The sequence below is a fragment of the Pseudoduganella albidiflava genome (assembly GCF_004322755.1).
GTDB classification, from domain to species: domain Bacteria; phylum Pseudomonadota; class Gammaproteobacteria; order Burkholderiales; family Burkholderiaceae_D; genus Rugamonas; species Rugamonas albidiflava.
The window spans coordinates 555408-576686 of sequence record NZ_CP036401.1 but is presented as its reverse complement, the minus strand read 5'-3'; the positions used below and the strand labels follow the sequence as shown (position 1 = coordinate 576686).

General features: G+C 64.3%; 21 protein-coding genes. 15 read left to right on the top strand and 6 right to left on the bottom strand.

The window, feature by feature from the left end; all coding sequences use genetic code 11:
• Positions 1-323 precede the first annotated feature (323 nt).
• Complete coding sequence (locus EYF70_RS02495) at positions 324-1016, bottom strand: FadR/GntR family transcriptional regulator (protein WP_229420673.1); 693 nt, start codon at positions 1014-1016, stop codon at positions 324-326.
• A gap of 186 nt (positions 1017-1202) precedes the next feature.
• On the opposite strand from EYF70_RS02495, the gene garD reads away from it, so the two are divergent.
• On the top strand, positions 1203-2771 hold the full coding sequence (garD, locus tag EYF70_RS02490) for a galactarate dehydratase (RefSeq protein ID WP_131143985.1): 1569 nt from the start codon (positions 1203-1205) through the stop codon (positions 2769-2771).
• A 167-nt stretch (positions 2772-2938) separates the two neighbouring features.
• Positions 2939-3757 (top strand): NAD-dependent epimerase/dehydratase family protein, encoded by an 819-nt coding sequence (locus tag EYF70_RS02485; protein WP_131143984.1) that lies wholly within the window; start codon positions 2939-2941, stop codon positions 3755-3757.
• 335 nt (positions 3758-4092) lie between these two features.
• On the opposite strand, the gene EYF70_RS02480 is transcribed toward EYF70_RS02485, so the two are convergent.
• Positions 4093-4926, bottom strand: coding sequence for a ChaN family lipoprotein (locus EYF70_RS02480; RefSeq protein WP_131143983.1), 834 nt, complete (start codon positions 4924-4926; stop codon positions 4093-4095).
• 41 nt (positions 4927-4967) lie between these two features.
• The gene (locus EYF70_RS02475) at positions 4968-5900 is read right to left on the bottom strand and encodes a LysR family transcriptional regulator (RefSeq protein ID WP_131143982.1); all 933 of its coding nucleotides are present in this window, start codon (positions 5898-5900) and stop codon (positions 4968-4970) included.
• Positions 5901-6038: 138 nt separating this feature from the next.
• Between EYF70_RS02475 and EYF70_RS02470 the strand changes: the two genes are divergently transcribed.
• From EYF70_RS02470 to EYF70_RS02460, 3 genes are all read left to right on the top strand, one after another.
• Positions 6039-6776 carry an SDR family NAD(P)-dependent oxidoreductase gene (locus EYF70_RS02470; RefSeq protein ID WP_131143981.1) on the top strand — a complete coding sequence of 246 codons (738 nt, stop codon included), beginning with the start codon at positions 6039-6041 and terminating at the stop codon, positions 6774-6776.
• A gap of 10 nt (positions 6777-6786) precedes the next feature.
• On the top strand, positions 6787-6990 hold the full coding sequence (locus EYF70_RS02465) for a 2-hydroxymuconate tautomerase family protein (RefSeq protein WP_131143980.1): 204 nt from the start codon (positions 6787-6789) through the stop codon (positions 6988-6990).
• 310 nt (positions 6991-7300) lie between these two features.
• Positions 7301-7873, top strand: coding sequence for a PEP-CTERM sorting domain-containing protein (locus tag EYF70_RS02460; protein WP_131143979.1), 573 nt, complete (start codon positions 7301-7303; stop codon positions 7871-7873).
• 109 nt (positions 7874-7982) lie between these two features.
• On the opposite strand, the gene EYF70_RS02455 is transcribed toward EYF70_RS02460, so the two are convergent.
• On the bottom strand, positions 7983-8528 hold the full coding sequence (locus EYF70_RS02455; RefSeq protein WP_131143978.1) for a DUF1697 domain-containing protein: 546 nt from the start codon (positions 8526-8528) through the stop codon (positions 7983-7985).
• Positions 8529-8643: 115 nt separating this feature from the next.
• On the opposite strand from EYF70_RS02455, the gene EYF70_RS02450 reads away from it, so the two are divergent.
• Both EYF70_RS02450 and EYF70_RS02445 read left to right on the top strand, forming a co-directional pair.
• Positions 8644-8931 (top strand): hypothetical protein, encoded by a 288-nt coding sequence (locus EYF70_RS02450; protein ID WP_229420672.1) that lies wholly within the window; start codon positions 8644-8646, stop codon positions 8929-8931.
• The gene (locus tag EYF70_RS02445; RefSeq protein ID WP_131143977.1) at positions 8928-9770 is read left to right on the top strand and encodes an HDOD domain-containing protein; all 843 of its coding nucleotides are present in this window, start codon (positions 8928-8930) and stop codon (positions 9768-9770) included. The genes EYF70_RS02450 and EYF70_RS02445 overlap by 4 nt, the downstream gene beginning before the upstream one ends.
• A gap of 226 nt (positions 9771-9996) precedes the next feature.
• Here EYF70_RS02445 and EYF70_RS02440 read toward each other — a convergent pair whose 3' ends face one another.
• Entirely contained in the window at positions 9997-10359 is a 363-nt protein-coding gene (locus EYF70_RS02440) for a hypothetical protein (RefSeq protein WP_130187622.1), read from the bottom strand.
• Between the two features lie 467 nt (positions 10360-10826).
• Here EYF70_RS02440 and miaB point away from each other — a divergent pair, with 467 nt between their 5' ends.
• Genes miaB through ybeY form a run of 3 tightly spaced genes read left to right on the top strand, consistent with a single transcriptional unit; the run spans position 10827 to position 13698 of the window.
• The gene (gene miaB, locus EYF70_RS02435; RefSeq protein ID WP_131143976.1) at positions 10827-12158 is read left to right on the top strand and encodes a tRNA (N6-isopentenyl adenosine(37)-C2)-methylthiotransferase MiaB; all 1332 of its coding nucleotides are present in this window, start codon (positions 10827-10829) and stop codon (positions 12156-12158) included.
• A 30-nt stretch (positions 12159-12188) separates the two neighbouring features.
• Positions 12189-13244 (top strand): PhoH family protein, encoded by a 1056-nt coding sequence (locus EYF70_RS02430; RefSeq protein ID WP_131143975.1) that lies wholly within the window; start codon positions 12189-12191, stop codon positions 13242-13244.
• On the top strand, positions 13228-13698 hold the full coding sequence (gene ybeY / locus EYF70_RS02425; protein ID WP_131143974.1) for an rRNA maturation RNase YbeY: 471 nt from the start codon (positions 13228-13230) through the stop codon (positions 13696-13698). Before EYF70_RS02430 ends, ybeY begins: the two co-directional genes overlap by 17 nt.
• A gap of 236 nt (positions 13699-13934) precedes the next feature.
• Here ybeY and EYF70_RS02420 read toward each other — a convergent pair whose 3' ends face one another.
• Positions 13935-14948 carry a transporter gene (locus tag EYF70_RS02420; RefSeq protein ID WP_131143973.1) on the bottom strand — a complete coding sequence of 338 codons (1014 nt, stop codon included), beginning with the start codon at positions 14946-14948 and terminating at the stop codon, positions 13935-13937.
• 145 nt (positions 14949-15093) lie between these two features.
• On the opposite strand from EYF70_RS02420, the gene EYF70_RS02415 reads away from it, so the two are divergent.
• The 5 genes from EYF70_RS02415 (at position 15094) to gmhB (ending at position 21268) form a co-directional block, all read left to right on the top strand.
• Complete coding sequence (locus tag EYF70_RS02415) at positions 15094-16032, top strand: CorC family transporter (RefSeq protein ID WP_371861749.1); 939 nt, start codon at positions 15094-15096, stop codon at positions 16030-16032.
• Positions 16032-17585, top strand: coding sequence for an apolipoprotein N-acyltransferase (gene lnt / locus EYF70_RS02410; RefSeq protein ID WP_131143971.1), 1554 nt, complete (start codon positions 16032-16034; stop codon positions 17583-17585). Before EYF70_RS02415 ends, lnt begins: the two co-directional genes overlap by 1 nt.
• A gap of 105 nt (positions 17586-17690) precedes the next feature.
• Positions 17691-18590 (top strand): glycine--tRNA ligase subunit alpha, encoded by a 900-nt coding sequence (gene glyQ / locus EYF70_RS02405; RefSeq protein WP_131143970.1) that lies wholly within the window; start codon positions 17691-17693, stop codon positions 18588-18590.
• Positions 18591-18600: 10 nt separating this feature from the next.
• Entirely contained in the window at positions 18601-20703 is a 2103-nt protein-coding gene (glyS, locus tag EYF70_RS02400; RefSeq protein ID WP_131143969.1) for a glycine--tRNA ligase subunit beta, read from the top strand.
• A 10-nt stretch (positions 20704-20713) separates the two neighbouring features.
• Positions 20714-21268, top strand: a complete 555-nt coding sequence (gmhB, locus tag EYF70_RS02395; RefSeq protein WP_131143968.1) for a D-glycero-beta-D-manno-heptose 1,7-bisphosphate 7-phosphatase — start codon at positions 20714-20716, stop codon at positions 21266-21268.
• Positions 21269-21279 lie beyond the last annotated feature (11 nt).

The window sequence follows — 21279 nt, the reverse complement described above, 5'->3', positions numbered from 1 at the left end:
GGTCGCATGCGGTGGATAAACTTGTTGTTATGAGATCAGGGGCGCGGCTGCGCTGCGCAGAGGCGCGCGACGCCGGCAAAGGTGGCGGGTGGTTCCGCTGATGGTATCGAATACATCCTGTCTCCTGTCGCGGCGCCATTCGATGCGGCCCCGCGCTGCTGTAATTGCTGTATTGCCGTTCCGGTACTGCTTGTTCTTGTAATGCCTGTGCCGGTACTGCCTGTCTTGTACTGCCTGTCCTGTACTGCCTGTCCTGTATTGCCAATCCTGTATTGCCAGTCCTGTGTTGCTTTTTTGCAGGCTTTTTACTGCCTGCCTTGCCCTCAGCCGCGCGAAAACGTCCGCGTCACCCGTTCCAGGTGCGCCCGCATCGCGCGCCGCGCCGCGGCCGGATCGTGTGCCGCGATCGCCTCGAAGATGCGGCGGTGGTCCTTCAGCGTTTCCTGCCGCAGCTCTTCCGTCTGGAAGTGTTCCTTCAGCTTGTGCCACAGCCGGCCGCGCTGGTTCCACAGGTAATCCATCGTGCCCACCAGCGCGCCGTTGCCGGTGGCGCGGGCGATCGCCAGGTGGAAGTTGCGGTCGGCCAACTCGTTGGTGGTCTTGTTGGCGTGGTGCGCCTCCATTTCCTCGACCGCCTTGAGGATCGCGTCGATCGCATTGTCGGTGGCCACGCGCGCCGCGATGGCCGCCACTTCCGCCTCGATCAGGCGGCGCGCCGACAACACTTCGAACGGGCCCGGCCCTGCTTCCGGCAGGCTCGCCTCCGGTTCCGCCTCGCATACATAGACGCCGGAGCCGCCACGCACTTCGATCACGCCGCCCAGTTCCAGCGCGATCAGCGCCTCGCGCAGCGAAGCCCGGCTGACCGCCAGCCTGGTGGCCAGGTCGCGCTCGGATGGCAGGCGGGCGCCGGGCGCAATGCCCTCGTCACGGATCAGCTGCGCGATACGGTCCGCGACCACGCGGTACAGCCGCGGCTCCTGGTGGTCTGGCGATGGGGGCGGACGTTTCAGCATCTTGCTTTTCATTATTGCATTTGGTCAGGCCATTCTAAACCGGTCAGACCAAATGAGCAATGTGGACTAGCCAAAAATTTGGGCATCTGTCATACTGAAGTCATCAGACAACTCGCCGGCACGTCAGATCGTTGCGCAACAACAACATGCGCCGATCCCACGCCGCCGGCCCCTCAGGACAGAACCATGACAGCGAGCACTCCGCGCCGTATCCTCATGCACGCCAACGATAACGTGGCGATCGTCGTCAACGATGGCGGGCTGCCGGCGGGCACCGTTTTCCCCGATGGCCTGACGCTGGTCGAAAACGTGCCGCAAGGCCACAAGGTGGCGCTGGCCGACATCGCGCAGGGCCAGAGTGTGCTGCGTTACAACGTTTCGATCGGCCGCGCCGTGCGCGATATCCCGAAAGGCAGCTGGGTCTCCGAGCAGTTGCTGGAGATGCCGCCGGCGCGCGAGCTGGACAACCTACCCATCGCCACCGTGAAAGTGCCGCCGCTGGAACCGCTGGAAGGCTATACGTTCCAGGGCTACCGCAACGAGGACGGCTCGGTCGGCACGCGCAACATCCTGGGGATCACCACCACCGTGCAATGCGTGTCCGGCGTGGTCGAGTTCGCCGTGAAGCGCATCAAGGCCGAGCTGCTGCCCAGGTATCCGAACGTGGATGACGTGGTCGGCCTCGAGCACACCTATGGCTGCGGCGTGGCGATCGATGCGCCGGGCGCCAACATCCCGATCCGCACGATCCACAACATCAGCAAGAACCCGAACTTCGGCGGCCAGGCGATGGTCGTGTCGCTCGGCTGCGAGAAGCTGCAGCCGACCCGCCTGTTCCCCGCCAACTCGATCCAGATCCGCCGCAAGGACGATACGGTGGCCACCGAACCGCCGGTGGTGTGCCTGCAGGACGCCGGCAACGTGGGCTTCATGTCGATGGTCGAATCGATCATGCAGACGGCCGAGGCGCAGCTGGAAGTACTGAACCGCCGCCAGCGCGTGACCTGCCCCGCTTCCGACCTGGTGGTGGGCGTGCAGTGCGGCGGCAGCGATGCCTTCTCCGGCGTGACCGCCAACCCGGCCGTCGGTTTCGCCACCGACCTGCTGGTGCGCGCCGGCGCCACCGTGATGTTCTCGGAAGTGACGGAAGTGCGCGACGGGATCGACCAGCTGACGTCGCGCGCCGTGAGCGCCGAGGTGGCCGATGAAATGATCCGCGAGATGGCGTGGTATGACGCCTACCTGACCCGCGGCGGCGTCGACCGCAGCGCCAACACCACGCCGGGCAACAAGAAGGGCGGCCTGTCGAACATCGTCGAAAAGGCCATGGGCTCGATCGTCAAGTCGGGCAGCGTGCCGATTTCGGGCGTGCTGTCGCCGGGCGAAAAGGCCACCACGAAAGGCGTGAAGGGCCTGATCTACACGGCCACGCCGGCATCGGACTTCATCTGCGGCACGCTGCAGCTGGCGGCCGGCATGAACCTGCACGTGTTCACCACCGGCCGCGGCACGCCGTACGGCCTGGCCGAATGCCCGGTGATCAAGGTGGCAACGCGCGACGACCTGGCGCGCCGCTGGCATGACCTGATGGACGTGAACGCGGGCCGCATCGCCACCGGCGAAGCGACCATCGAAAGCGTGGGCTGGGAACTGTTCCAGCTGCTGCTCGACGTGGCAAGCGGCAAGAAGACCTGGGCCGAGCACTGGAAACTGCACAACGCCCTGGTCCTGTTCAATCCGGCGCCGGTCACCTAATAAGGGCTGCAAACCTGCTGCGCGTTGTATTTCGAGTCTCCAGTGCTCACCGTACTAAAGTACGGCTGCGCGCTTCAACTCGAACTACTGCCGCTCGCGACGGTTTTCAGGCCCTTATCGGCTCGATCATTACAGGCTAAAATCCAGAGACCAATTTAGAGACCACTATGACGACGACGAAAAAACCTTTCAAGCGCCTGTTGCTGACCGGCGCGGCCGGCGGCCTCGGTAAAGTGCTGCGCGAGCGGATCAAGCCATGGGCGGACGTGGTGCGCCTGTCCGACATCGGCGACATGGGCGAGGCCGGCGAGGGCGAAGAGATCTTCCAGGCCGACCTGGCCGACAAGCAGGCCGTGCTGAAGATGGTCGAAGGCGTCGACGCCATCCTGCACTTCGGCGGCATCTCGACCGAGAACACGTTCGAGAACATCATGTTCGCCAATATCCAGGGCACGTACAACATCTACGAGGCGGCCCACCGCCACGGCGTGAAGCGCATCGTGTTCGCCTCGTCGAACCATGCGATCGGCTTCTACCCGCAGACCCAGGTGATCGACGCGGACGACCCGCCGCGCCCGGACAGCATGTACGGCATCTCGAAGGTGTTCGGCGAGCAGCTGTCGCGCTATTACTTCGACCGCACCGGCATCGAGACCGTGTGCCTGCGCATCGGTTCCTCGTTCCCCTCGGTGAACAATCCGCGCATGATGTGCACCTGGCTGTCCTATGACGACCTGCTGGAAGCGCTGCGCGTCTCGCTGCTGACCCCGCGCGTGGGCCACACCATCCTGTTCGGCGCCTCGAACAACAAGCGCCAGTGGTGGGACAACCGCAAGGCCGCCCACCTGGGCTTCCAGCCGAAGGATTCCTCGGAACAGTTCCGCGCCGACGTGCCGGAAACCGGCGAATACCCGCCGGAAGACGACGCCACCTTCAACTACCACGGCGGCAAGTTCATCTTCGACGGGCCGATGTACAAGGATTGATGCAATCAAGGGCGCAACTAGCGCCCTTTTTTTCGGCTGCGGAATGTTGGTGCCCGCAACCCCAACGGCAGAGACCGGGGTCAGACCCCCGCGGCCGTTACCAGCAAGCTCGGCCGTCAGCGGTGCCGGGGGTCTGACCCCAGCGCTTGCAACTGGGTGGACAGCCGGTAGCGGCCTGCTGATTTTCCAGGCTGCGTATCGCTGGCTCACGCAAATCCAACGGCAGAGACCGGGGTCAGCCCCCGACGCCGTTACCAGCAAGCTCGGCCATCGGCGGTGCCGGGAGTCTGACCCCGGGGCTTGCATCTGGGTTGAAATAGCCCGTAGCGGCCTGCCTATTTCTTGAACTTCGCACAGGGATCGGCGCGCTTCTGCGCCGGGATCGTCCGCACCTCGTCGAACAATTCCTTCTGCCCGCCGCCTTCCACGTAGCCGACCGCCCTCACCGTCAGCTTGCTGCCGAACGAGTTCAGCCAGCGTGGCACGCCGATATCCTTGCGCACGTGGCCGTTGCCGGCGATGAGCACCACGTCGCGCGGCCGCTGGTCGCGGATCAGCTTGGCCATCCAGATGTCGCGCGCCATCTGGGCATCGACCATGCCGGGAACCATCATGTCCGGCAGCATGTTGCAGTGGCCGGTGCGGATTTCGTTTTCCTGCGCCTTGCGCCAGTCGGCGGAAATCGGTTCGCCCAGCCGGTACTCGGCCACCGTCTTCGCGTCGAAGCTCGATGCCACGCCGTCGCGCACCACTTTCGAGGCATTCGCGCGCGACAGGTTGACCGCCACGATCGGCAGATGCTTGTCCAGCGCCAACTGGATCACCGGGTAGTACTGCTGCCAGTCCCAGCCCTTCTTGTTCATCACGCGGATCACGCAGCCGGCATCGACGCAGCCTTTCACCGCGTCGTCGAGCAGCGCCTGGTCTTCGTGGTCGAACTGTTCCATGGCGATGACGGGATGCCAGCCGGCGTCGACGCGCTTTTTCAATTCCTCGAAACGCAGCTTGTGGCCTTGCGGGTTGTCGTGCACTTCGCCCAGCAGCAGCACTTGCGGATTGGCCGCTTCCTGCATGCCGGTGATGCGCCCGGCCGCGCTGTCTTTCTTGATGACGCCGCAGCCGGCCAGCAGCACGCCGGCCAGCACGGCAACGAGTGGGAGATGTTTCATGGCACGTGGGTTCGCTATCGAAGCCCGCAGTCTACCCCAACTCAGCGTCGCGGCATCCCGGCCGCCTTGGGCCCGGGCTGGAACTGCGCGGTCAGGAACTCGATGAACGTCCGCACGCGCAGCGGCAGGTGACGGGCATGCGGATACAGCAGGTAGAACGGCCGCGACGTGCCGCCATGCGCCGGCAGCAGTTCGACGAGCTCGCCGCGCGCCAGGTCGTCCGCGACGATGAAGCGGTATGTCTGCGTGAGTCCCGCGCCGTGCCGCGCCAGCGTGGCGATGCCCAGCACATCGTCCGAGCAGGTATATGGGCCGGTCGTGACCACTTCCCGCACCATGCCGCCGTCATGGAACAGCCACGGGATCTTCCTGCCCGTGCTGGGCAGCTCGAACTGCATGCACGGGTGGCGCGACAGGTCGCCCAGCGCCTGTGGCACGCCGGCGGCACGCAAGTAACCGGGGGACGCCACCAGCACCAGTTCCGCATCTTCCAGCTTGCGCGCCACCAGGTTCGAGTCGACAGGCTGGCGGCCACGGATTGCCAGGTCGTAGCCCTCTTCGGCGAAATCGATGTTGCGGTTGCTGATGTGGACTTCGATCTCGACGCCGGGATAGCGGGCGCGGAAAGCGGGCAGCACGGGCAGCAGCCGGTGATGCGCGTAGGGCGTTGGCGCGCTGATGCGCAGCTGGCCCGACGGTGCCGCCTGGTCGCCCGTGATCTCGCGCTCGGCGTCCACCAGCTGGGCCAGCGCCTGCCGGCACTGCTCGAAGTAGGCGCGGCCGCTGTCGGTCAGGCGGATGCGCCGCGTGGTGCGTACAAACAGCCGCACGCCAAGGCGATCTTCCAGCCGCGCCACCGAACGGCTGACCGCCGCCGGGGTCACGCCGGCCGCCTGCGCCGCCGGCGTAAAACCCTCGTATTCCGCTGCCAGCACGAACAACTCGATGCTGGCCAACTGGTTTTGCCGTTGCATGGATCCCCTCCATCCTTTTTGCTCAGTTACCCAATTGATTACATGATGTATCAAGTCATTTACCCGACAGCCGGTTTATCGACTGTTTGCGCAAAAGTATAGTGGACTCACCCAAACCACTCATGAAAAGGAAACACCATGGATACCAAGACCGTCATCGTGACCGGCGCTTCTTCCGGCCTGGGCTATGCGATCGCCGAGGCGTACCTGGCGCGCGGCCATAATGTCGTCGGCAATGCGCGCACGGCCGAGCGCCTGCAGGCGGCAGCCGCGAAGCTGGGCAATCCACGCAACTTCGTCGGCGTGCCAGGCGACATCGGCCTGCCAGCTACCGCGAAGGCCCTGTTCGCCCAGGCGATCGAACATTTCGGCAAGGCCGACATCCTCGTCAACAATGCCGGCATCTTCATCGCCAAGCGGATCGGCGATTACACCGACGAGGACCTCGACGCCATCATCGCCACCAACCTGAAGGGATTCTTCTATCCGGCCCGCGAGGCGGCACGGCACATGACGGCCAACGGCGGAGGCCATATCGTGACGATTACGGCCAGCCTGGGCACCGCGCCGACCGCGAAGGTGCCGGCATTGCTGCCGGTCCTGATCAAGGGCGGCCTGAACCAGGCAACGCGGGCGCTGGCACTGGAACTGGCTGGCGCGAACGTCAAGGTCAATGCGGTGGCGCCGGGCATCATCGATACCCCGCTGCATGCGGACGATGCAGCAACGCACGACTTCCTGAAAGGGCTGGCGCCGACCGGCACGCTGGGCACCGCGCAAGACGTGGCCGAGGCCGTGCTGTACCTGACGGGAACGCGCTTCACCACCGGCACGGTGCTGGCCGTGGACGGCGGCGCTACCGCCGGCAACTGGTAAGGAGACAGCCATGCCCTACATAAATATCCGCGTGACGGACGAAGGCGTGACGCCGCAGCAGAAGCTGGCGCTGATCGAAGGCGCGACCGACCTGCTCTCGCGCGTGCTGGACAAGGACCCGGCCACCACCTTCGTCATCATCGACGAAGTGCCGACCGACAATTGGGGAGTGGACCGCGACAGCGTGGCGAACCGGCGCCAACGCGGCAAGTAATGAGGTAAGAGCGGATGCGGTAAAAACGGGTCGATGCGCGCCGGCGGGGCCTGGACTACAGCATGAGCTCGTAATAATGCTGGCCATCCTCGGCACGGATGGCCAGCAGGACGCCAGCCAGCACGGCAACAAGGGGGTAGATGTGTCATGGCCTTGCTTATGAGCCGGAAGTACCGCCAGTCTACCGAAACTGGAAACGCCTGTTCATGGGGCAAGGCTGCAACACTAGCAATTCGCTATTAACTTTAATATAACTTTTCGTGCCCGCGTATTGCATACTGGATGCCCCAAACCAGTGTGCGGAGAAAACATGTTGAAAAGGGCTTTTGCCACGTTCATCCTGAGTACGTTCGGCGCCGCCGGCGTCTCGGCCGAAACGTTGACGTTCCAATATACGGGCTTCGAGAATGCCTGGAACGGAGAATTCCTCGCCGATTTCGTGCTGAAAGGCGTCGTGACTGGCTACGATGCCAATCACGATGGCGCCCTGACGAGAAAGGAAGTCCAGCATTTCCGCTTTGGCGATCTGGATCTGGATGGCGAATATTATGGCAGCATCGACATCGGCGCCCCACTCTGCGGCAACAACGGGGAAGGTGCAAGCTGGTGCCTGGAGAGTTTTTCCTACTCCGCGACCGGTGGATTGCAGTTCGAGGCGTACTGGGGCTACTCCGACGAAATGATTGGCTTTAGCACCGGCGTTACGGCTGGCAGCACTTACCAATATCTTGGGTATCTGCCAGGTGAGGAGTACTACCTGAACTGGACACCGGAAACACGGTTCGAACACAGCATGAGCCCCTTGCCAGTGCCGGAGCCAGCGACCTACGCCATGCTCGGCCTTGGCCTGGCCGTACTTGCCGCACGGCGCCGCGCCGGTTAAGCCTTCCGTGCCTCGCCGTTCCGGAAGGGCACGCGGTCTTGCTGAAACTTGCAGTGACGAGCGCTTGCCTGGCTCAGCCGTTGGGCAGGCTGTATTCGAGCTCGGACTGTCAGGTTTCCATTGCCAAAGAATGCAGTTTGGTAATAGTACTCCAGTTGCGGGTGGTCACGGCATCGCCCAGCAGGTTGCCCATCGCTGCGGCGGCACGGCTGGCCAGCACGCCATCCACGCACCAGATATAGGCGGCCCACTGGCCCAGGGCGAATGCTTCCGGCTGCCACTGCTGGTGCGCCAGCGCTTCCAGCTTGCCGCGGTCGGCCGGGTTGCTGAGCACGGCTACCATCAGCCGCGACGGATCGCGTGCCTGGTCCAGCAAGGGATTGGCCGCAACGATGTCGGCCAGCTGCTGTGCGTCGAGCACCGTCACGCGGGCCGGCACGCCGAGCTTCAGCACCAGTGTCTCTTCGATGCGCGCTGCGGACTTCGCCGCGTCGGCCGCCGGGCAGTCGAACACGGCATTGCCGCTGTTGAGCAGGGTGCGCACGCCGGTAAAGCCCAGGTCGCCCAGGACGGTTCGCAGGTCCGCCATCGCGATGCGCTTGGCCCGGCCGACATTGACGCCCCGCAGCAGGGCAACCTGTCGCTGTGTGCTCATGTATCCTCCAATGCCCGCAGTATGCGTCAGCCGCGGCGAAGCGGGCGCCCGGCTTGCAGCCCCGGCCTTACCGCTGCGGCATGGTGGTAAGATCGTCCGCAACGAGGAGGATGCGATGGAGAACCGCGATCTGCCGCTGGCGCAAGCGCGCGCCGGCATGGTGCTGTCGGGCGAACTGCGCGATGCGCGGGGGCAGGTTTTGCTGCCGGCGGGAGCGATGCTGACACCGGCGATGCTGGCCTCGTTTGCGCGCCACGGCATCGACACGGTGCCGGTGCGCGACCCGCACGGCGAGCGCATCGACTACCTGTTCCGCAAGCTCGACGCGGGCAGTGCCGATGTTCCTGCCGGCGCCGCGCTGCGCGCCTGCCTGCACGCTTACCGTTCCGGAGCGAAAGGATGAACCGCCTGGGGTATGACGATGTCGTGCAGAATCTCGACGACCTGCCCTCCCTGCCCGTCATCGTGATGGAACTGCTGAACAGCATCGATGCGGAAGAAGTCGATATCGCCGTGCTGGCAAAAAAGGTGGCGCAAGACCAGGCGCTGACGGCGAAGACGCTGCGCCTGGCCAATTCCCCGCTGTATGGCCTGCAGGTCAAGATCACCACGATCCAGCAGGCGATCACCTATCTCGGCTTCCAGACCGCGCGCAACCTGATCACCGCCGCCGCGCTGACCGGGTGCTTCGCGGAGAACCGCTGTGCCGGTTTTTCCCACCCGGCCTTCTGGCGGCACTCGATCGCCACCGCCGTTTGCGCCAAGGTGCTGGCCCGCCACTTGCGCTTCAACCAGGATTACGCTTTCACGGCCGGCCTGCTGCACGACGTGGGCCGGCTGGTGCTGGTCACCAGTTTCCCCGACCACTACGCCCGGGTGATCGCCTGGCGTAGCGCGCACGACGCGGCATGGCTGGACGCCGAGCGCACGGTGCTGGGCATCGACCATGTCGACGCCGGCCTGGCGCTGGCCGAGCACTGGCATTTTTCCGACACGATGCGCTGCGCCATCGGCCATCACCATGCGCCGGAACTGCCGGGTGCCGGCTTCCTGGCCACCATCATCCACGTGGCCGATGCGATGGCCCATGCGCTGGACCTCGCCGGCGTGGCGGACGAACTGGTGCCACCGGTGTCGGCCGTGGCATGGCAGGCCATCGGGCTGGATGAGAAAGCATGCCTGCAGGTGTTCGCGGAAACGGAAGCGCAGTTCGACGCGATGACCCGGGTGCTGGTGCCATAAATACGGCTGTCATAAATTTACGTGACAATACGAAACGGCGGGCGCGACAAGGCCTGCCGGAAATGGCGGGTGGCGCGGGAACGCAGGGACACGGAAGGCGCTGGTTTAGTGCGAAGAAAGACGCAAAAACAGGCGCAAAAATCAGCCGCAAAGATCAGCCGCAAAGATCAGGCCGGAAGCAGCAGGAGGAAGATTGGCCGGAGCGCAGCGCTCCGGCCGGCATGGCTCAATGCGTGTAATTGCCTTCCGGCTTTTGCTGAGCTTGCTGTGCGGCGGCGGCGGCCTGCTGTGCGGCCTTTTCTTCTGGCTTCGGACGGCCTTGCGCGTCGGACAGGCGATACTTGGTGCGGCGGTCGCCCATCAGGTCGCGCAGGTCGCGGATGCTCATGCCAGTGACTTCATGCATGCGGATCAGCAGCGAAGCACCCACCGGCAGGCGGTGGTGGCGGATCTTGCTGATCACGGGCGGCGCCACTTCCAGCAGGCGCGACAGGGCAGCATCGTTTTTCAGTTGCATCTTGCCCAGCAAAATATCGAGCAGGTGATTCGGGTTGTAGCTTTCTTGGGATGAGAGTGCGTGGTGTGCCATGATGGATCCTCGTCGATATAGTAGATTGAAGATGCTGCTCCGGACATTAGGAAAGACCGCAGATTTCTACCTTGGTTTCAAAAAACATTTCCACATCAGTACCGGAACGGGTACGCCAAAACTTCCAGGCGCAAGGGCCGGCGACCATCGGGTAGAAACTTGCACTTTCTGCAAAATTCTATGCCCAAACAAGCACGCTCCAGCCTAGCGATGCCAAGCGAAGATTTAATAAAAATCAATCATTCGCTAAGAAACTTGACAACATGGCTATTTCAACACACGGAAACAGTAGGCAGCGCACGATAGAACTTGTGGGAAATTGTTACGGGGCCTCAACCTGCCGGTGACAGAGTTGTCAGACCGATATTGATGAGCCCGAAAACCGCATGCCCACTGGCATGTAAAGTTTTTCCGTACTTCATCAACACGCGCAGTTCGCCAACAGGAATTACGGTAAACTGCCGGCCATGCAGAAAAAAGTATTCATCAAGACCTTCGGCTGCCAGATGAACGAGTACGACTCGGACAAGATGGCGGATCTTCTCGGCGCCACGGATGGCCTGGTGCGCACCGACACGCCGGAAGAAGCCGACGTCATCCTCCTCAACACTTGCTCGGTGCGCGAAAAGGCGCAGGAAAAGGTGTTTTCCGACTTGGGCGTGTTCCGCAAGCTGAAGGAAAAGAATCCTGGCCTGGTGATCGGCGTGGGTGGCTGCGTGGCATCGCAGGAAGGCGAAGCCATCGTCAAGCGCGCGCCGCAGGTGGATATCGTGTTCGGTCCGCAAACCCTGCACCGCTTGCCGAAGATGATCGAGCTGCGCCGCCACAGCGGCAAGCCGCAGGTGGACATCGCGTTCCCGGAAATCGAAAAGTTCGACCACCTGCCGCCGGCGCGCGTCGACGGTCCGTTCGCCTATGTGTCCATCATGGAAGGCTGCAGCAAGTACTGCAGCTATTGCGTGGTGCCCTACACGCGCGGCGAGGAAGTGTCGCGCCGTTTCGACGACGTGCTGACGGAAGTGGCCGGGCTGGCCGCGCAGGGTGTCAAGGAAGTGATGCTGCTGGGCCAGAACGTCAACGCCTTCCGCGGCCAGATGGCCGATGGCCAGCAGGCCGACTTCGCGCTGCTGATCGAATACGTGGCCGAAATCCCCGGCATCGAGCGGATCCGCTTCGTCACCAGCCATCCGAAGGAATTCACGCAGCGCCTGGTCGACTGCTATGCGCGGATCCCGCAGCTGGCCGATCACCTGTACCTGCCGGCCCAGCACGGCTCGGACAAGATCCTGGGCGCGATGAAGCGCGGCTATACGGCGCTGGAATACAAGTCGATCATCCGCAAGGTGAAGGCGGTGCGGCCGGACGTGACGATCGCCTCCGACTTCATCGTCGGGTTCCCCGGCGAGACGGAAGACGACTTCGAGGCGATGATGAAGCTGGTGCGCGACGTCGACTTCGACAATTCGTTCAGCTTCATCTTCAGCAAGCGCCCCGGCACCCCGGCCGCCAACCTGGCGGACGATACGCCGCACGAGGTAAAGCTGGCGCGGCTGCAGCGCCTGCAGGCATTAATCGACGACAACACGAAACGGCACAGCGCGGCCATGGTGGGCAAGACGATGCGCGTGCTGGTCGAGGGGCCTTCGAAGCAAGGCGGCAACGAACTGGCCGGCCGCGCCGGCAACGGCCGCACCGTCCTGTTCGATGGTGGCGACACGCCGACCGCCCTGCATGGCAAGATGGTCGATGTAATCATTACGGAAAGCCTGTCCTATTCCCTGCGCGGCGAGCGCACCTGATTCCGCCGCCCCTTCTGCCCTGACCACACATTGAAAACAAAGACTCCCGTACAACCGCACTATTTCGTTCCGGAACCGCTGGACAATACCCGGCTGGCCAACCTGTGCGGTCCCCTCGATGAAAACCTGCGCCAGATCTCGGCGGCGCTCGATGTAACGATCTTCCGGCGCGGCGAGAAATTCATCGTCAGCGGCACCAACGCCGAGCGCGCCGTGCAGATCCTGGAAAAATTCTATGCGGTGGCCGACAAGGCCGTGCCGATCGAGGAAGTGCAGCTGGGTCTCGTCGAACAGCGTACCAGCCAGGCCGCGCCGGATGGCGACGACGAAGAAGAGCCGCCGTTCTACGATCCGGAAATCGCCAGCCCCGCGCTGAAGACCCGCCGCAGCGACCTGCGCGGCCGCACGCCGCACCAGATCCGCTACCTGCGCAACATCCTCGAACACGACATCAGCTTCGGCGTCGGCCCGGCCGGCACCGGCAAGACCTACCTGGCCGTGGCCTGCGCCGTGGACGCGCTGGAACGCGATGCGGTGAAACGCATCATCCTGTGCCGCCCCGCCGTCGAGGCCGGCGAACGGCTGGGCTTCCTGCCGGGCGACATGGCGCAGAAGGTGGACCCGTACCTGCGCCCCCTGTACGACGCGCTGTACGACCTGCTGGGCTTCGACCGCACGCAAAAGATGTTCGAGAAGCAAGTGATCGAGATCGCCCCGCTGGCGTACATGCGCGGCCGCACGCTGAACCACGCCTTTGTGATCCTCGACGAGGCGCAGAACACCACCGTCGAGCAGATGAAGATGTTCCTCACGCGGATCGGCTTCGGCAGCAAGGCCGTGGTTACCGGCGATGTCACGCAGGTCGACTTGCAGAAGCACCAGAAGAGCGGCCTGGTCGATGCCATCCAGGTGCTGCGCGACGTGCGCGGCATCGCCTTCTCGCACTTCTCCAGCGAAGACGTGGTGCGCCATCCGCTGGTGGCGCGCATCGTCGACGCCTACGACAGCGCCCACCAGAGTACCGCCGACATCGCCCCATTGCTGAAACCCGTCAAGACCGCTGCCCGGAATGTCCGAAAAAAATAAGCTGACCCTGTCGGTGCAATACGCCGATCCCCGCCTGCAGGAAACCATCACCCGCCCGCTGCTGCGCAATTGGGTGAAGGCCGCGCTGTTCGCCCCGGCCGAGCTGACGATCCGCTTCGTCGACGCGGCCGAGGGCCAGCAGCTGAACCAGGCCTACCGCGGCAAGGACTACGCCACCAACGTGCTGACGTTCGCCTACAACGAAGGCGAGGACATCGCCGACGACGAACCGACCCGCGCCGACATCATCTTGTGCACCGACGTGCTCGAGCGCGAAGCCGCCGAACAGAAGAAAACCGTCGAGGAGCACACCGCCCACCTGATCGTGCACGGCGTGCTGCATGCGCAGGGCTACGACCACGAGGACGATGACGAGGCCGAGGAAATGGAAAGCCTGGAGACCGAGCTGCTGGAAGGGCTGGGCTACGCCGATCCCTACGCAGCCGAGAAGTAGCGCCCTCCTGCTGTCTCAAAAGCAGTGACAGGCACTAATGCAGCTCGTATAAGCCCACCCCAAGTGCAAATTCCGGGGTCAGACCCGCCGGGTCTGACCCCAGCCCTTCGCTGTTGGGGTGCATGCATGCGCTTTCAATGTCCCGCATGACGCTTAGATAACGCCGTCAGGGACAGGCGCATTTTAACTAGTAACACCCGTTGCAAAACAAATGGTGCCTGTCACCGGTTTTTTCGCTACTCCAGCTCGCGCCGCCGCCGCATCACCACCCAGGCGGCCACGCACGTGAACGCGGCCACGATCCCGGCAATGATCCAGAAGCCGGACGCATCGGTGGCCAGCGGCACGCCCCCCACGTTCATGCCCAGCAAGCCGGCGATGATGTTGATCGGCAATGCCAGCACGGTAACGATCGTCAGCGTGTACAGGCTGCGGTTATTGCCTTCGTTGACGAGCGCGGCGATCTCTTCCTGCAGCAGCTTGATGCGCTCCTGCAAGGTGGCGATGTCGTTCAGCGTGACGGCGAATTCCTCGCTGGCTTCGCGCAATTCCTGCCGGTCTTGCACGGTCACCCATAACGGCGGGCGCTGCAGCAGCCGGAACATGGCCGCCGGCTCCGGCGCCAGCAGCCGCTGCAGCCGCACCAGCACGCGCCGCAGCGCGCCCAGGTCGGCACGCTTGTACTTCAGCTGGCCGGACAGCAAATTGTCCTCGATGCTGTCGACCTTGCCGGTGGCCACGCGCACGATGCGGGTCAGCACGTCGGCCTGGTCGCGCAGCAGGTGGGTCAGCAGCACCACGGAAGAGGCGATCGGTTCGCCGCGCCGCACCGCCTGGCGCAGCCGCTCGACCGCCTGCAGGGGGCTGCGCCGCGCGCTGATCACGAGCTGCCGTTCCACGGACAGGTACAGGCTGGCGATGTCGGAAGGTTCGAAGGAAAAGTCGCGCAGCACATCGTTGACGACGGCCACCAGCGTGTCGTCGGCCTGTTCGATGCGCGTCGAGCGCGACCCCTGGTGCAGGCAATCGTAGAATTCCTCGGACAGGCGCACCTGCTCGCGCAGCCACTTTTCACTGGCCGTGTTGGCGAGGTTGAAGTGCAGCCAGAGGAATTCGCCCGGCTGCCCGGCATTCGCGCGCAGCCATTGCGCCGCTTCGGCCGCCTCGATCGGCACCGCCTGCGCCTCGCGCCCGAACAGGTATCCGCACACCAATCCATTCTGATCCGATCCGTATTCCAGCGCCTGCATGTTTCCTCCCGGCGCCAGCCTACCAGACGATTATGACCGCAGCATAGTGGCCAGTGCGTGGCTGATGACTTTTTGATAAAAAGCGCTCCGCCGGCCCGTTTGGTGTATCCTGTATCCCTTCGAAACAAATGGCTTTATGCCTGCTATGCAAGAGCACTCTAGTAGCGTCAGGAATGACGCGAACCCAAACCGTAGCCTCAAGGGCGACACGAACTACGCCCGTAACGGCAAGAGCGACGCGAAACCCCATCGCTCCCTTCTCGAGCGCCTTACCGCGCTGATCTCCCCGGAGCCGGAAAACCGCTCCGAGCTCCTCGAAGTCCTGCACGAAGCCCACGAACGCAACCTGATCGATGCCGATGCGCTGTCGATGATCGAAGGCGTTTTCCAGGTTTCCGACCTGTCCGCGCGCGACATCATGGTGCCGCGCTCGCAGATGGACGTGATCGACATCACCAAGCCCATCGACGAATGGATGCCGCTCGTGCTGGAAACGGCACACTCGCGCTTCCCGGCCATCGAGGGCGAGCGCGACAAGGTGGTCGGCATCCTGCTGGCGAAAGACCTGCTGCGCTATTACGCCGAAGAATCGTTCGACGTGCGCGACATGCTGCGCCCGGCCATCTTCATCCCCGAATCGAAGCGCCTGAACGTGCTGCTGCGCGACTTCCGCGCCAACCACAACCACATGGCGATCGTCGTCGACGAATACTCCGGCGTGGCCGGCCTGATCACGATCGAGGACGTGCTCGAGCAGATCGTCGGCGATATCGAGGATGAATACGATTTCGACGAAGAGGAAGACAACATCCTCTCCATCCGCGAAGGCCAGCTGGGTCCGCGCTGGCGCGTCAAGGCGCTCACCGAGATCGCCCAGTTCAACGAAGAACTCGATGCCGACCTGCCGGACGACGACGTCGATACCATCGGCGGCTTCGTCGCCAAGCATCTGGCCCGCATGCCGCACAAGGGCGACGTGTTCGACATCGGCAACCTGCGCTTCGAAGTGCTGCGCGCCGATGCACGCCAGATCCACGTGCTGACGGTCGAGAAACTGCCACCCGCCATCGACGAGCAGGATTGATGCGTTTTCGCCGCGCCGCACCCGACGCGCCAGCATCGCCTCCCCGCAGCACGCGCAGCCGCATGATCATCGCCGCCATCGCCGGCGGCGCGAGCGTCCTGTCGTTCGCGCCGGTCGGCTGGTGGCCGCTCCAGCTGCTCGCGCTGGCGACCCTGTTCTACCAGGTCTTGCGGGCCGAATCCGTGAAGGCCTCGGCCTTCATCGGCTGGGCATTCGGCTTCGGCTGGTGCCTGGCCGGCGTGCACTGGCTGACGATCACGCTGCCCCGTTTCGGCTTGCCGCCCGTGCTGGCCTGGATCGCCATCGTGCTGCTGTCCATCTACATGGGCGGGCACGCGGCCCTGGCGATGGGCGCCGCCGCCTGGCTGCGCAAGCGCTGGGCGCTGGCCCTGCCTGCGGCGAACCTGCTCGTGCTGCCCGCCTGCTGGGCCATTTCCGAATGGTCGCGCGGCTGGCTGTTCACCGGTTTTTCCTGGGCTTCCGCCGGCTATGCGCACAACGTGACGCCGCTGGCCGGCTATGCGCCGGTGCTCGGCGTATACGGCATCGGCTGGATTGCGGCCATGAGCGCCGGCGCCCTGCTGCTGTCGATGCACCCGGTCCGCAAAGCCGCGCTGTCGCTGCTCGCCGCGCTGTGGATGGGCGGTTTCGCGCTCCAGTACGTGCAGTGGACGCAACCTACCGGCAAGCCGCTGACGGCGCGCCTGATCCAGGGCAACGTGGCCCTGTCGGACAAGTTCAATCCGAACCATGTCGGCGACACGCTGCGCCACTACCGCGACACTGTCACGGCGGCGCCGGCCGACCTGATCGCGATCCCGGAAACCGGCATTCCCCTGTTCCCGCAACAGCTGCCGACCGGCTACCTGGACAGCTACGGCACCTTCGCCCGCAAGACCGGCAGCGCGATCGTGCTGGGCATGCCCATGGCCGACAGCCCGACGAGCTACTCGAACAGCGTGCTGGGGCTGGCGCCCGCGCTGGGCAAGCCATACCGCTACGACAAGCACCACCTGGTGCCGTTCGGCGAATTCATTCCGCCCGGCTTCCGCTGGTTCACGAACATGATGCAGATCCCGCTCGGCGACCAGGCGCGCGGCAAGGTGCTGCAGCCGGCCTTCCCGGTGAAGGACCAGCGCGTGCTGCCGAACATCTGCTACGAAAACCTGTTCGGCGAAGAAATCGCGGCCCAGCTCAATGAGGAAAGCGCGGGCTCGCACGCCACCGTGCTGCTGAACGTGTCGGAGCTGGCCTGGTACGGCAAATCGGTGGCGATCCCGCAGCACTTGCAGATCTCGCAGATGCGCACGCTGGAAACCGGCCGGCCGATGCTGGCGGCGACCAACACCGGCCCCACGGTCGCCATCGACCCGCACGGCGTGGTGCAGGCCAGCCTGCCCTACCACCAGGCCGGCATCCTGCAGGCCACCGTGCAGGGCATGACGGGCGACACGCCATACATCGTGCTGCAGAACCGCCTCATCCTCGCACTGGCCGCGGCCAGCCTGCTGGCCGCCTGGCTGCTCTCGCGCCGCAGGAAAGCCAGCGGCTGATCACTACTGGTCCGTTGCAAAAACCGCTAAAATGAGCCGTTTTAGCGAACCGCCACACCGCTACCCCTTATGCCTGCGCGCCCCGGCGCGCCACAAAAGAACACGATGCTGACATTCCAACAAATCATCCTGACCCTGCAAACCTACTGGGACAAGCAAGGCTGCGCCCTGCTCCAGCCATACGACATGGAAGTGGGCGCGGGTACTTTCCACACCGGCACCTTCCTGCGCGCCATCGGCCCGGAGCCATGGCGCGCCGCCTACGTGCAGCCGTCGCGCCGCCCGAAAGATGGCCGCTATGGCGAAAACCCGAACCGCCTGCAGCACTACTACCAGTACCAGGTGGTGCTGAAGCCGGCGCCGGAAAACATCCTCGACCTGTACCTAGGTTCGCTGGAAGCACTGGGCCTGGACCTGAAGCAAAACGACGTGCGCTTCGTCGAGGATGACTGGGAAAGCCCGACGCTGGGCGCCTGGGGCCTGGGCTGGGAAGTCTGGCTGAACGGCATGGAAGTCACGCAGTTCACGTATTTCCAGCAGGTCGGCGGCCTCGATTGCAAGCCGGTGCTGGGCGAGATCACCTATGGCATCGAACGCCTGGCGATGTACCTGCAGGGCGTGGAAAACGTCTACGACCTGGTATGGACGGAGTGGGAAGAGAACGGCCAGAAGAAGGTGCTGAAGTATGGCGACGTGTTCCACCAGAACGAAGTGGAACAGTCGACCTACAACTTCGAGCACGCCAACACCGAACTGCTGTTCGCCCAGTTCGCCAACCACGAATCGGAAGCCAAGCGCCTGATCGAGCTGCAGCTGACGCTGCCGGCCTACGAACAGATCATGAAGGCTTCGCACAGCTTCAACATGCTGGACGCGCGCGGCGCGATCTCGGTCACGGAGCGTGCCGCCTACATCGGCCGCGTGCGCACGCTGTCGCGCCTGGTCGCCCAAGCCTACTACGATTCCCGCGAACGCCTCGGCTTCCCGATGGCCGCGCAAGCATAAGAAAACCGTTATGACCCAGACTCTCCTGATCGAACTGCTGACCGAAGAACTGCCGCCCAAGGCCCTGTCGAAACTGGGCGCCGCCTTTGCTTCGGGCATCGTCAATGGCCTGAAGTCGCGCGACTTCCTCGAAGAAGACAGCGTCGCCACCGCGTATGCCACGCCGCGCCGCCTGGCCGTTTCCATCACCCGCGTGCGCGACGTGTCGCCGGACAAATCGATCCGCGAAAAGGTGCTGCCGGTGACGGTGGCCCTCGATAAAGAAGGCAAGCCGACCGCGCCGCTGGCCAAGAAGCTGGCCGCGCTGGGCTTCCCCGACCTGCAGGTCGGCGACCTGGAACGCGCCCAGGACGGCAAGGCCGAATCGTTTTTCTACACGTACACCGCGCCCGGTTCGCAACTGGTCACGGGCCTGCAGGCCGCGCTGGAAGACTCGGTGGCCAAGCTGCCGATCCCGAAGGTGATGAGCTACCAGCGCCCGGACGGCGCCACCGTGCAGTTCGTGCGCCCGGCGCACAGCGTGATCGCGCTGTTCGGCGACACCGTGCTGCCCCTGACGCTGCTGGGCCTGACCGCATCGAACGTCACGCAAGGCCACCGCTTCCTGACGGCGCCGGGCCAGCGCGCGGTCACCGTGCCGCACGCCGACGCGTACGCCGACACGCTGATCGACAAGGCCAGGGTGATCCCCTCGTTCGAAGCGCGTAAAGAGCAGATCCGCAAGGAACTGCTGGCCAAGGCCGGCGACGACCAGGTGCTGATGCCCGAGGCGCTGCTGGAAGAAGTGGCATCGCTGGTCGAATGGCCGGTGGTGTACGAATGCCGCTTCGAGGATGAATTCCTGGCCGTGCCGCAGGAATGCCTGATCCTGACGATGCAGACCAACCAGAAATACTTCGCGCTGACCGACAGCAACGGCAAGCTGCGCTCGCGCTTCCTGATCGTCTCGAACATCGCCACCGATACGCCGCAGGCGATCGTCGGCGGCAACGAGCGCGTGGTGCGCCCGCGCCTGTCCGACGCCAAGTTCTTCTTCGAGCAGGACAAGAAGAAGACGCTGGAATCGCGCCTGCCGCTGCTGAAGAACGTGGTATACCACAACAAGCTGGGCACGCAAGCCGAGCGCAGCGACCGCGTCACCGCCCTCGCCACCGCCATTGCGAAACGCCTCGGTGCCGACGCTGCGCTGGCCGAACGTGGCGCGCGCCTGTCGAAGGCCGACCTGCTGACCGACATGGTCGGCGAGTTCCCCGAGCTGCAAGGCATCATGGGCACCTACTACGCCCGGCATGACGGCGAGAACGAGGAAGTGGCGCTGGCCGCCTCCGAGCATTACCAGCCGCGCTTTGCCGGCGATGCGCTGCCCTCCACGCAGACCGGCACCGCCGTCGCGCTGGCGGACAAGCTTGAAACGCTGGTCGGCATCTGGGCCATCGGCCTGCAGCCGACCGGCGACAAGGACCCGTTCGCGCTGCGCCGCCATGCCCTGGGCGTGCTGCGCATGCTGATCGAGAAGCGCCTGCCGCTGGCGATCTCCGACATCCTGGCCGACGCGGTGGCGCAGTTTGCGTCCGTAGCGGGCTTCAAGGACCCGACGCCCGAGGTGACGGCGTTCTTCATGGACCGCCTGCGCGGTATCCTGCGCGAGCGCGGCTTCACGCCGAACGAGATCGAAGCCGTGGTGGCGCAGAACCCGGACCGCCTGGACGACATCGTGCAGCGCCTGGAAGCGGTGCAGGCCTTCGCCGCGCTGCCGGAAGCGGCCTCGCTGGCCGCCGCCAACAAGCGCATCACCAACATCCTCAAGAAGAACGAGGAAGCGCTGGCGCAGGCCGGCACGGTGAATCCGGCGCTGCTGCAGGACGTGGCCGAGAAGAACCTGGCAGCGGCCGTGACGCGCGTGCAGCCGGAAGTCGACGCGGCCTTCGCGGGCGGCGACTTCACCGGCACTTTGATGACGCTGGCCCAGCTGCGCGACGATGTCGATGCCTTCTTCAACGACGTGATGGTGATGGCCGACGATATCGCGCTGCGCAACAACCGCCTGGCGCTGCTGTCGTCGCTGCACGGCATGATGAACCGCGTGGCGGACATCTCCAAGCTGGCCGCTTGAGGAAGCACGGATGCCGCAGCCGAAACTGATCATCCTGGACCGGGATGGCGTGATCAACCACGATTCGCCGGACTTCATCAAGTCCCCGGACGAGTGGATCCCCATTCCCGGCTCCCTGGAAGCGATCGCCCGCCTGAACCAGGCGAATTACCGCGTGGTGATCGCGTCGAACCAGTCCGGCATCGCGCGGCAGCTGTTCGACATCACCACGCTCAATGCAATCCACGCGAAGATGCACCGGCTGGCGCTGCAGGTGGGTGCCGATATCGATGCCGTATTTTTCTGCCCCCACGCGGCCGCGGACAATTGCGATTGCCGCAAGCCGAAGCCGGGCATGTTCGCCGAGATCTCGAAGCGCTACCAGGTCAGCCTGAAGGGCGTGCCCACGGTGGGCGATTCGCTGCGCGACCTGCAGTCCGGCTTCATCAGCGGCTGCGTGCCGTTCCTGGTGCGCACCGGCAAAGGGGAAAAAACCGAGGCGACCGGCGGCCTGCCGCCCGGCACGCTGACGTTCCCGGACCTGGCGGCCACCGTGCAGCACATCCTGAAGACCCCCACGCCATAAAGGCTGGATCC

Bases quoted from the DNA above. Each gene is read 5' to 3' on its own strand.
- EYF70_RS02495 (WP_229420673.1), bottom strand. From the start codon at position 1,016: ATGCTGAAACGTCCGCCCCCATCGCCAGACCACCAGGAGCCGCGGCTG.
- garD (WP_131143985.1), top strand. From the start codon at position 1,203: ATGACAGCGAGCACTCCGCGCCGTATCCTCATGCACGCCAACGATAAC.
- EYF70_RS02485 (WP_131143984.1), top strand. From the start codon at position 2,939: ATGACGACGACGAAAAAACCTTTCAAGCGCCTGTTGCTGACCGGCGCG.
- EYF70_RS02480 (WP_131143983.1), bottom strand. From the start codon at position 4,926: ATGAAACATCTCCCACTCGTTGCCGTGCTGGCCGGCGTGCTGCTGGCC.
- EYF70_RS02475 (WP_131143982.1), bottom strand. From the start codon at position 5,900: ATGCAACGGCAAAACCAGTTGGCCAGCATCGAGTTGTTCGTGCTGGCA.
- EYF70_RS02470 (WP_131143981.1), top strand. From the start codon at position 6,039: ATGGATACCAAGACCGTCATCGTGACCGGCGCTTCTTCCGGCCTGGGC.
- EYF70_RS02465 (WP_131143980.1), top strand. From the start codon at position 6,787: ATGCCCTACATAAATATCCGCGTGACGGACGAAGGCGTGACGCCGCAG.
- EYF70_RS02460 (WP_131143979.1), top strand. From the start codon at position 7,301: ATGTTGAAAAGGGCTTTTGCCACGTTCATCCTGAGTACGTTCGGCGCC.
- EYF70_RS02455 (WP_131143978.1), bottom strand. From the start codon at position 8,528: ATGAGCACACAGCGACAGGTTGCCCTGCTGCGGGGCGTCAATGTCGGC.
- EYF70_RS02450 (WP_229420672.1), top strand. From the start codon at position 8,644: ATGGAGAACCGCGATCTGCCGCTGGCGCAAGCGCGCGCCGGCATGGTG.
- EYF70_RS02445 (WP_131143977.1), top strand. From the start codon at position 8,928: ATGAACCGCCTGGGGTATGACGATGTCGTGCAGAATCTCGACGACCTG.
- EYF70_RS02440 (WP_130187622.1), bottom strand. From the start codon at position 10,359: ATGGCACACCACGCACTCTCATCCCAAGAAAGCTACAACCCGAATCAC.
- miaB (WP_131143976.1), top strand. From the start codon at position 10,827: ATGCAGAAAAAAGTATTCATCAAGACCTTCGGCTGCCAGATGAACGAG.
- ybeY (WP_131143974.1), top strand. From the start codon at position 13,228: ATGTCCGAAAAAAATAAGCTGACCCTGTCGGTGCAATACGCCGATCCC.
- EYF70_RS02420 (WP_131143973.1), bottom strand. From the start codon at position 14,948: ATGCAGGCGCTGGAATACGGATCGGATCAGAATGGATTGGTGTGCGGA.
- EYF70_RS02415 (WP_371861749.1), top strand. From the start codon at position 15,094: ATGCAAGAGCACTCTAGTAGCGTCAGGAATGACGCGAACCCAAACCGT.
- lnt (WP_131143971.1), top strand. From the start codon at position 16,032: ATGCGTTTTCGCCGCGCCGCACCCGACGCGCCAGCATCGCCTCCCCGC.
- glyQ (WP_131143970.1), top strand. From the start codon at position 17,691: ATGCTGACATTCCAACAAATCATCCTGACCCTGCAAACCTACTGGGAC.
- glyS (WP_131143969.1), top strand. From the start codon at position 18,601: ATGACCCAGACTCTCCTGATCGAACTGCTGACCGAAGAACTGCCGCCC.
- gmhB (WP_131143968.1), top strand. From the start codon at position 20,714: ATGCCGCAGCCGAAACTGATCATCCTGGACCGGGATGGCGTGATCAAC.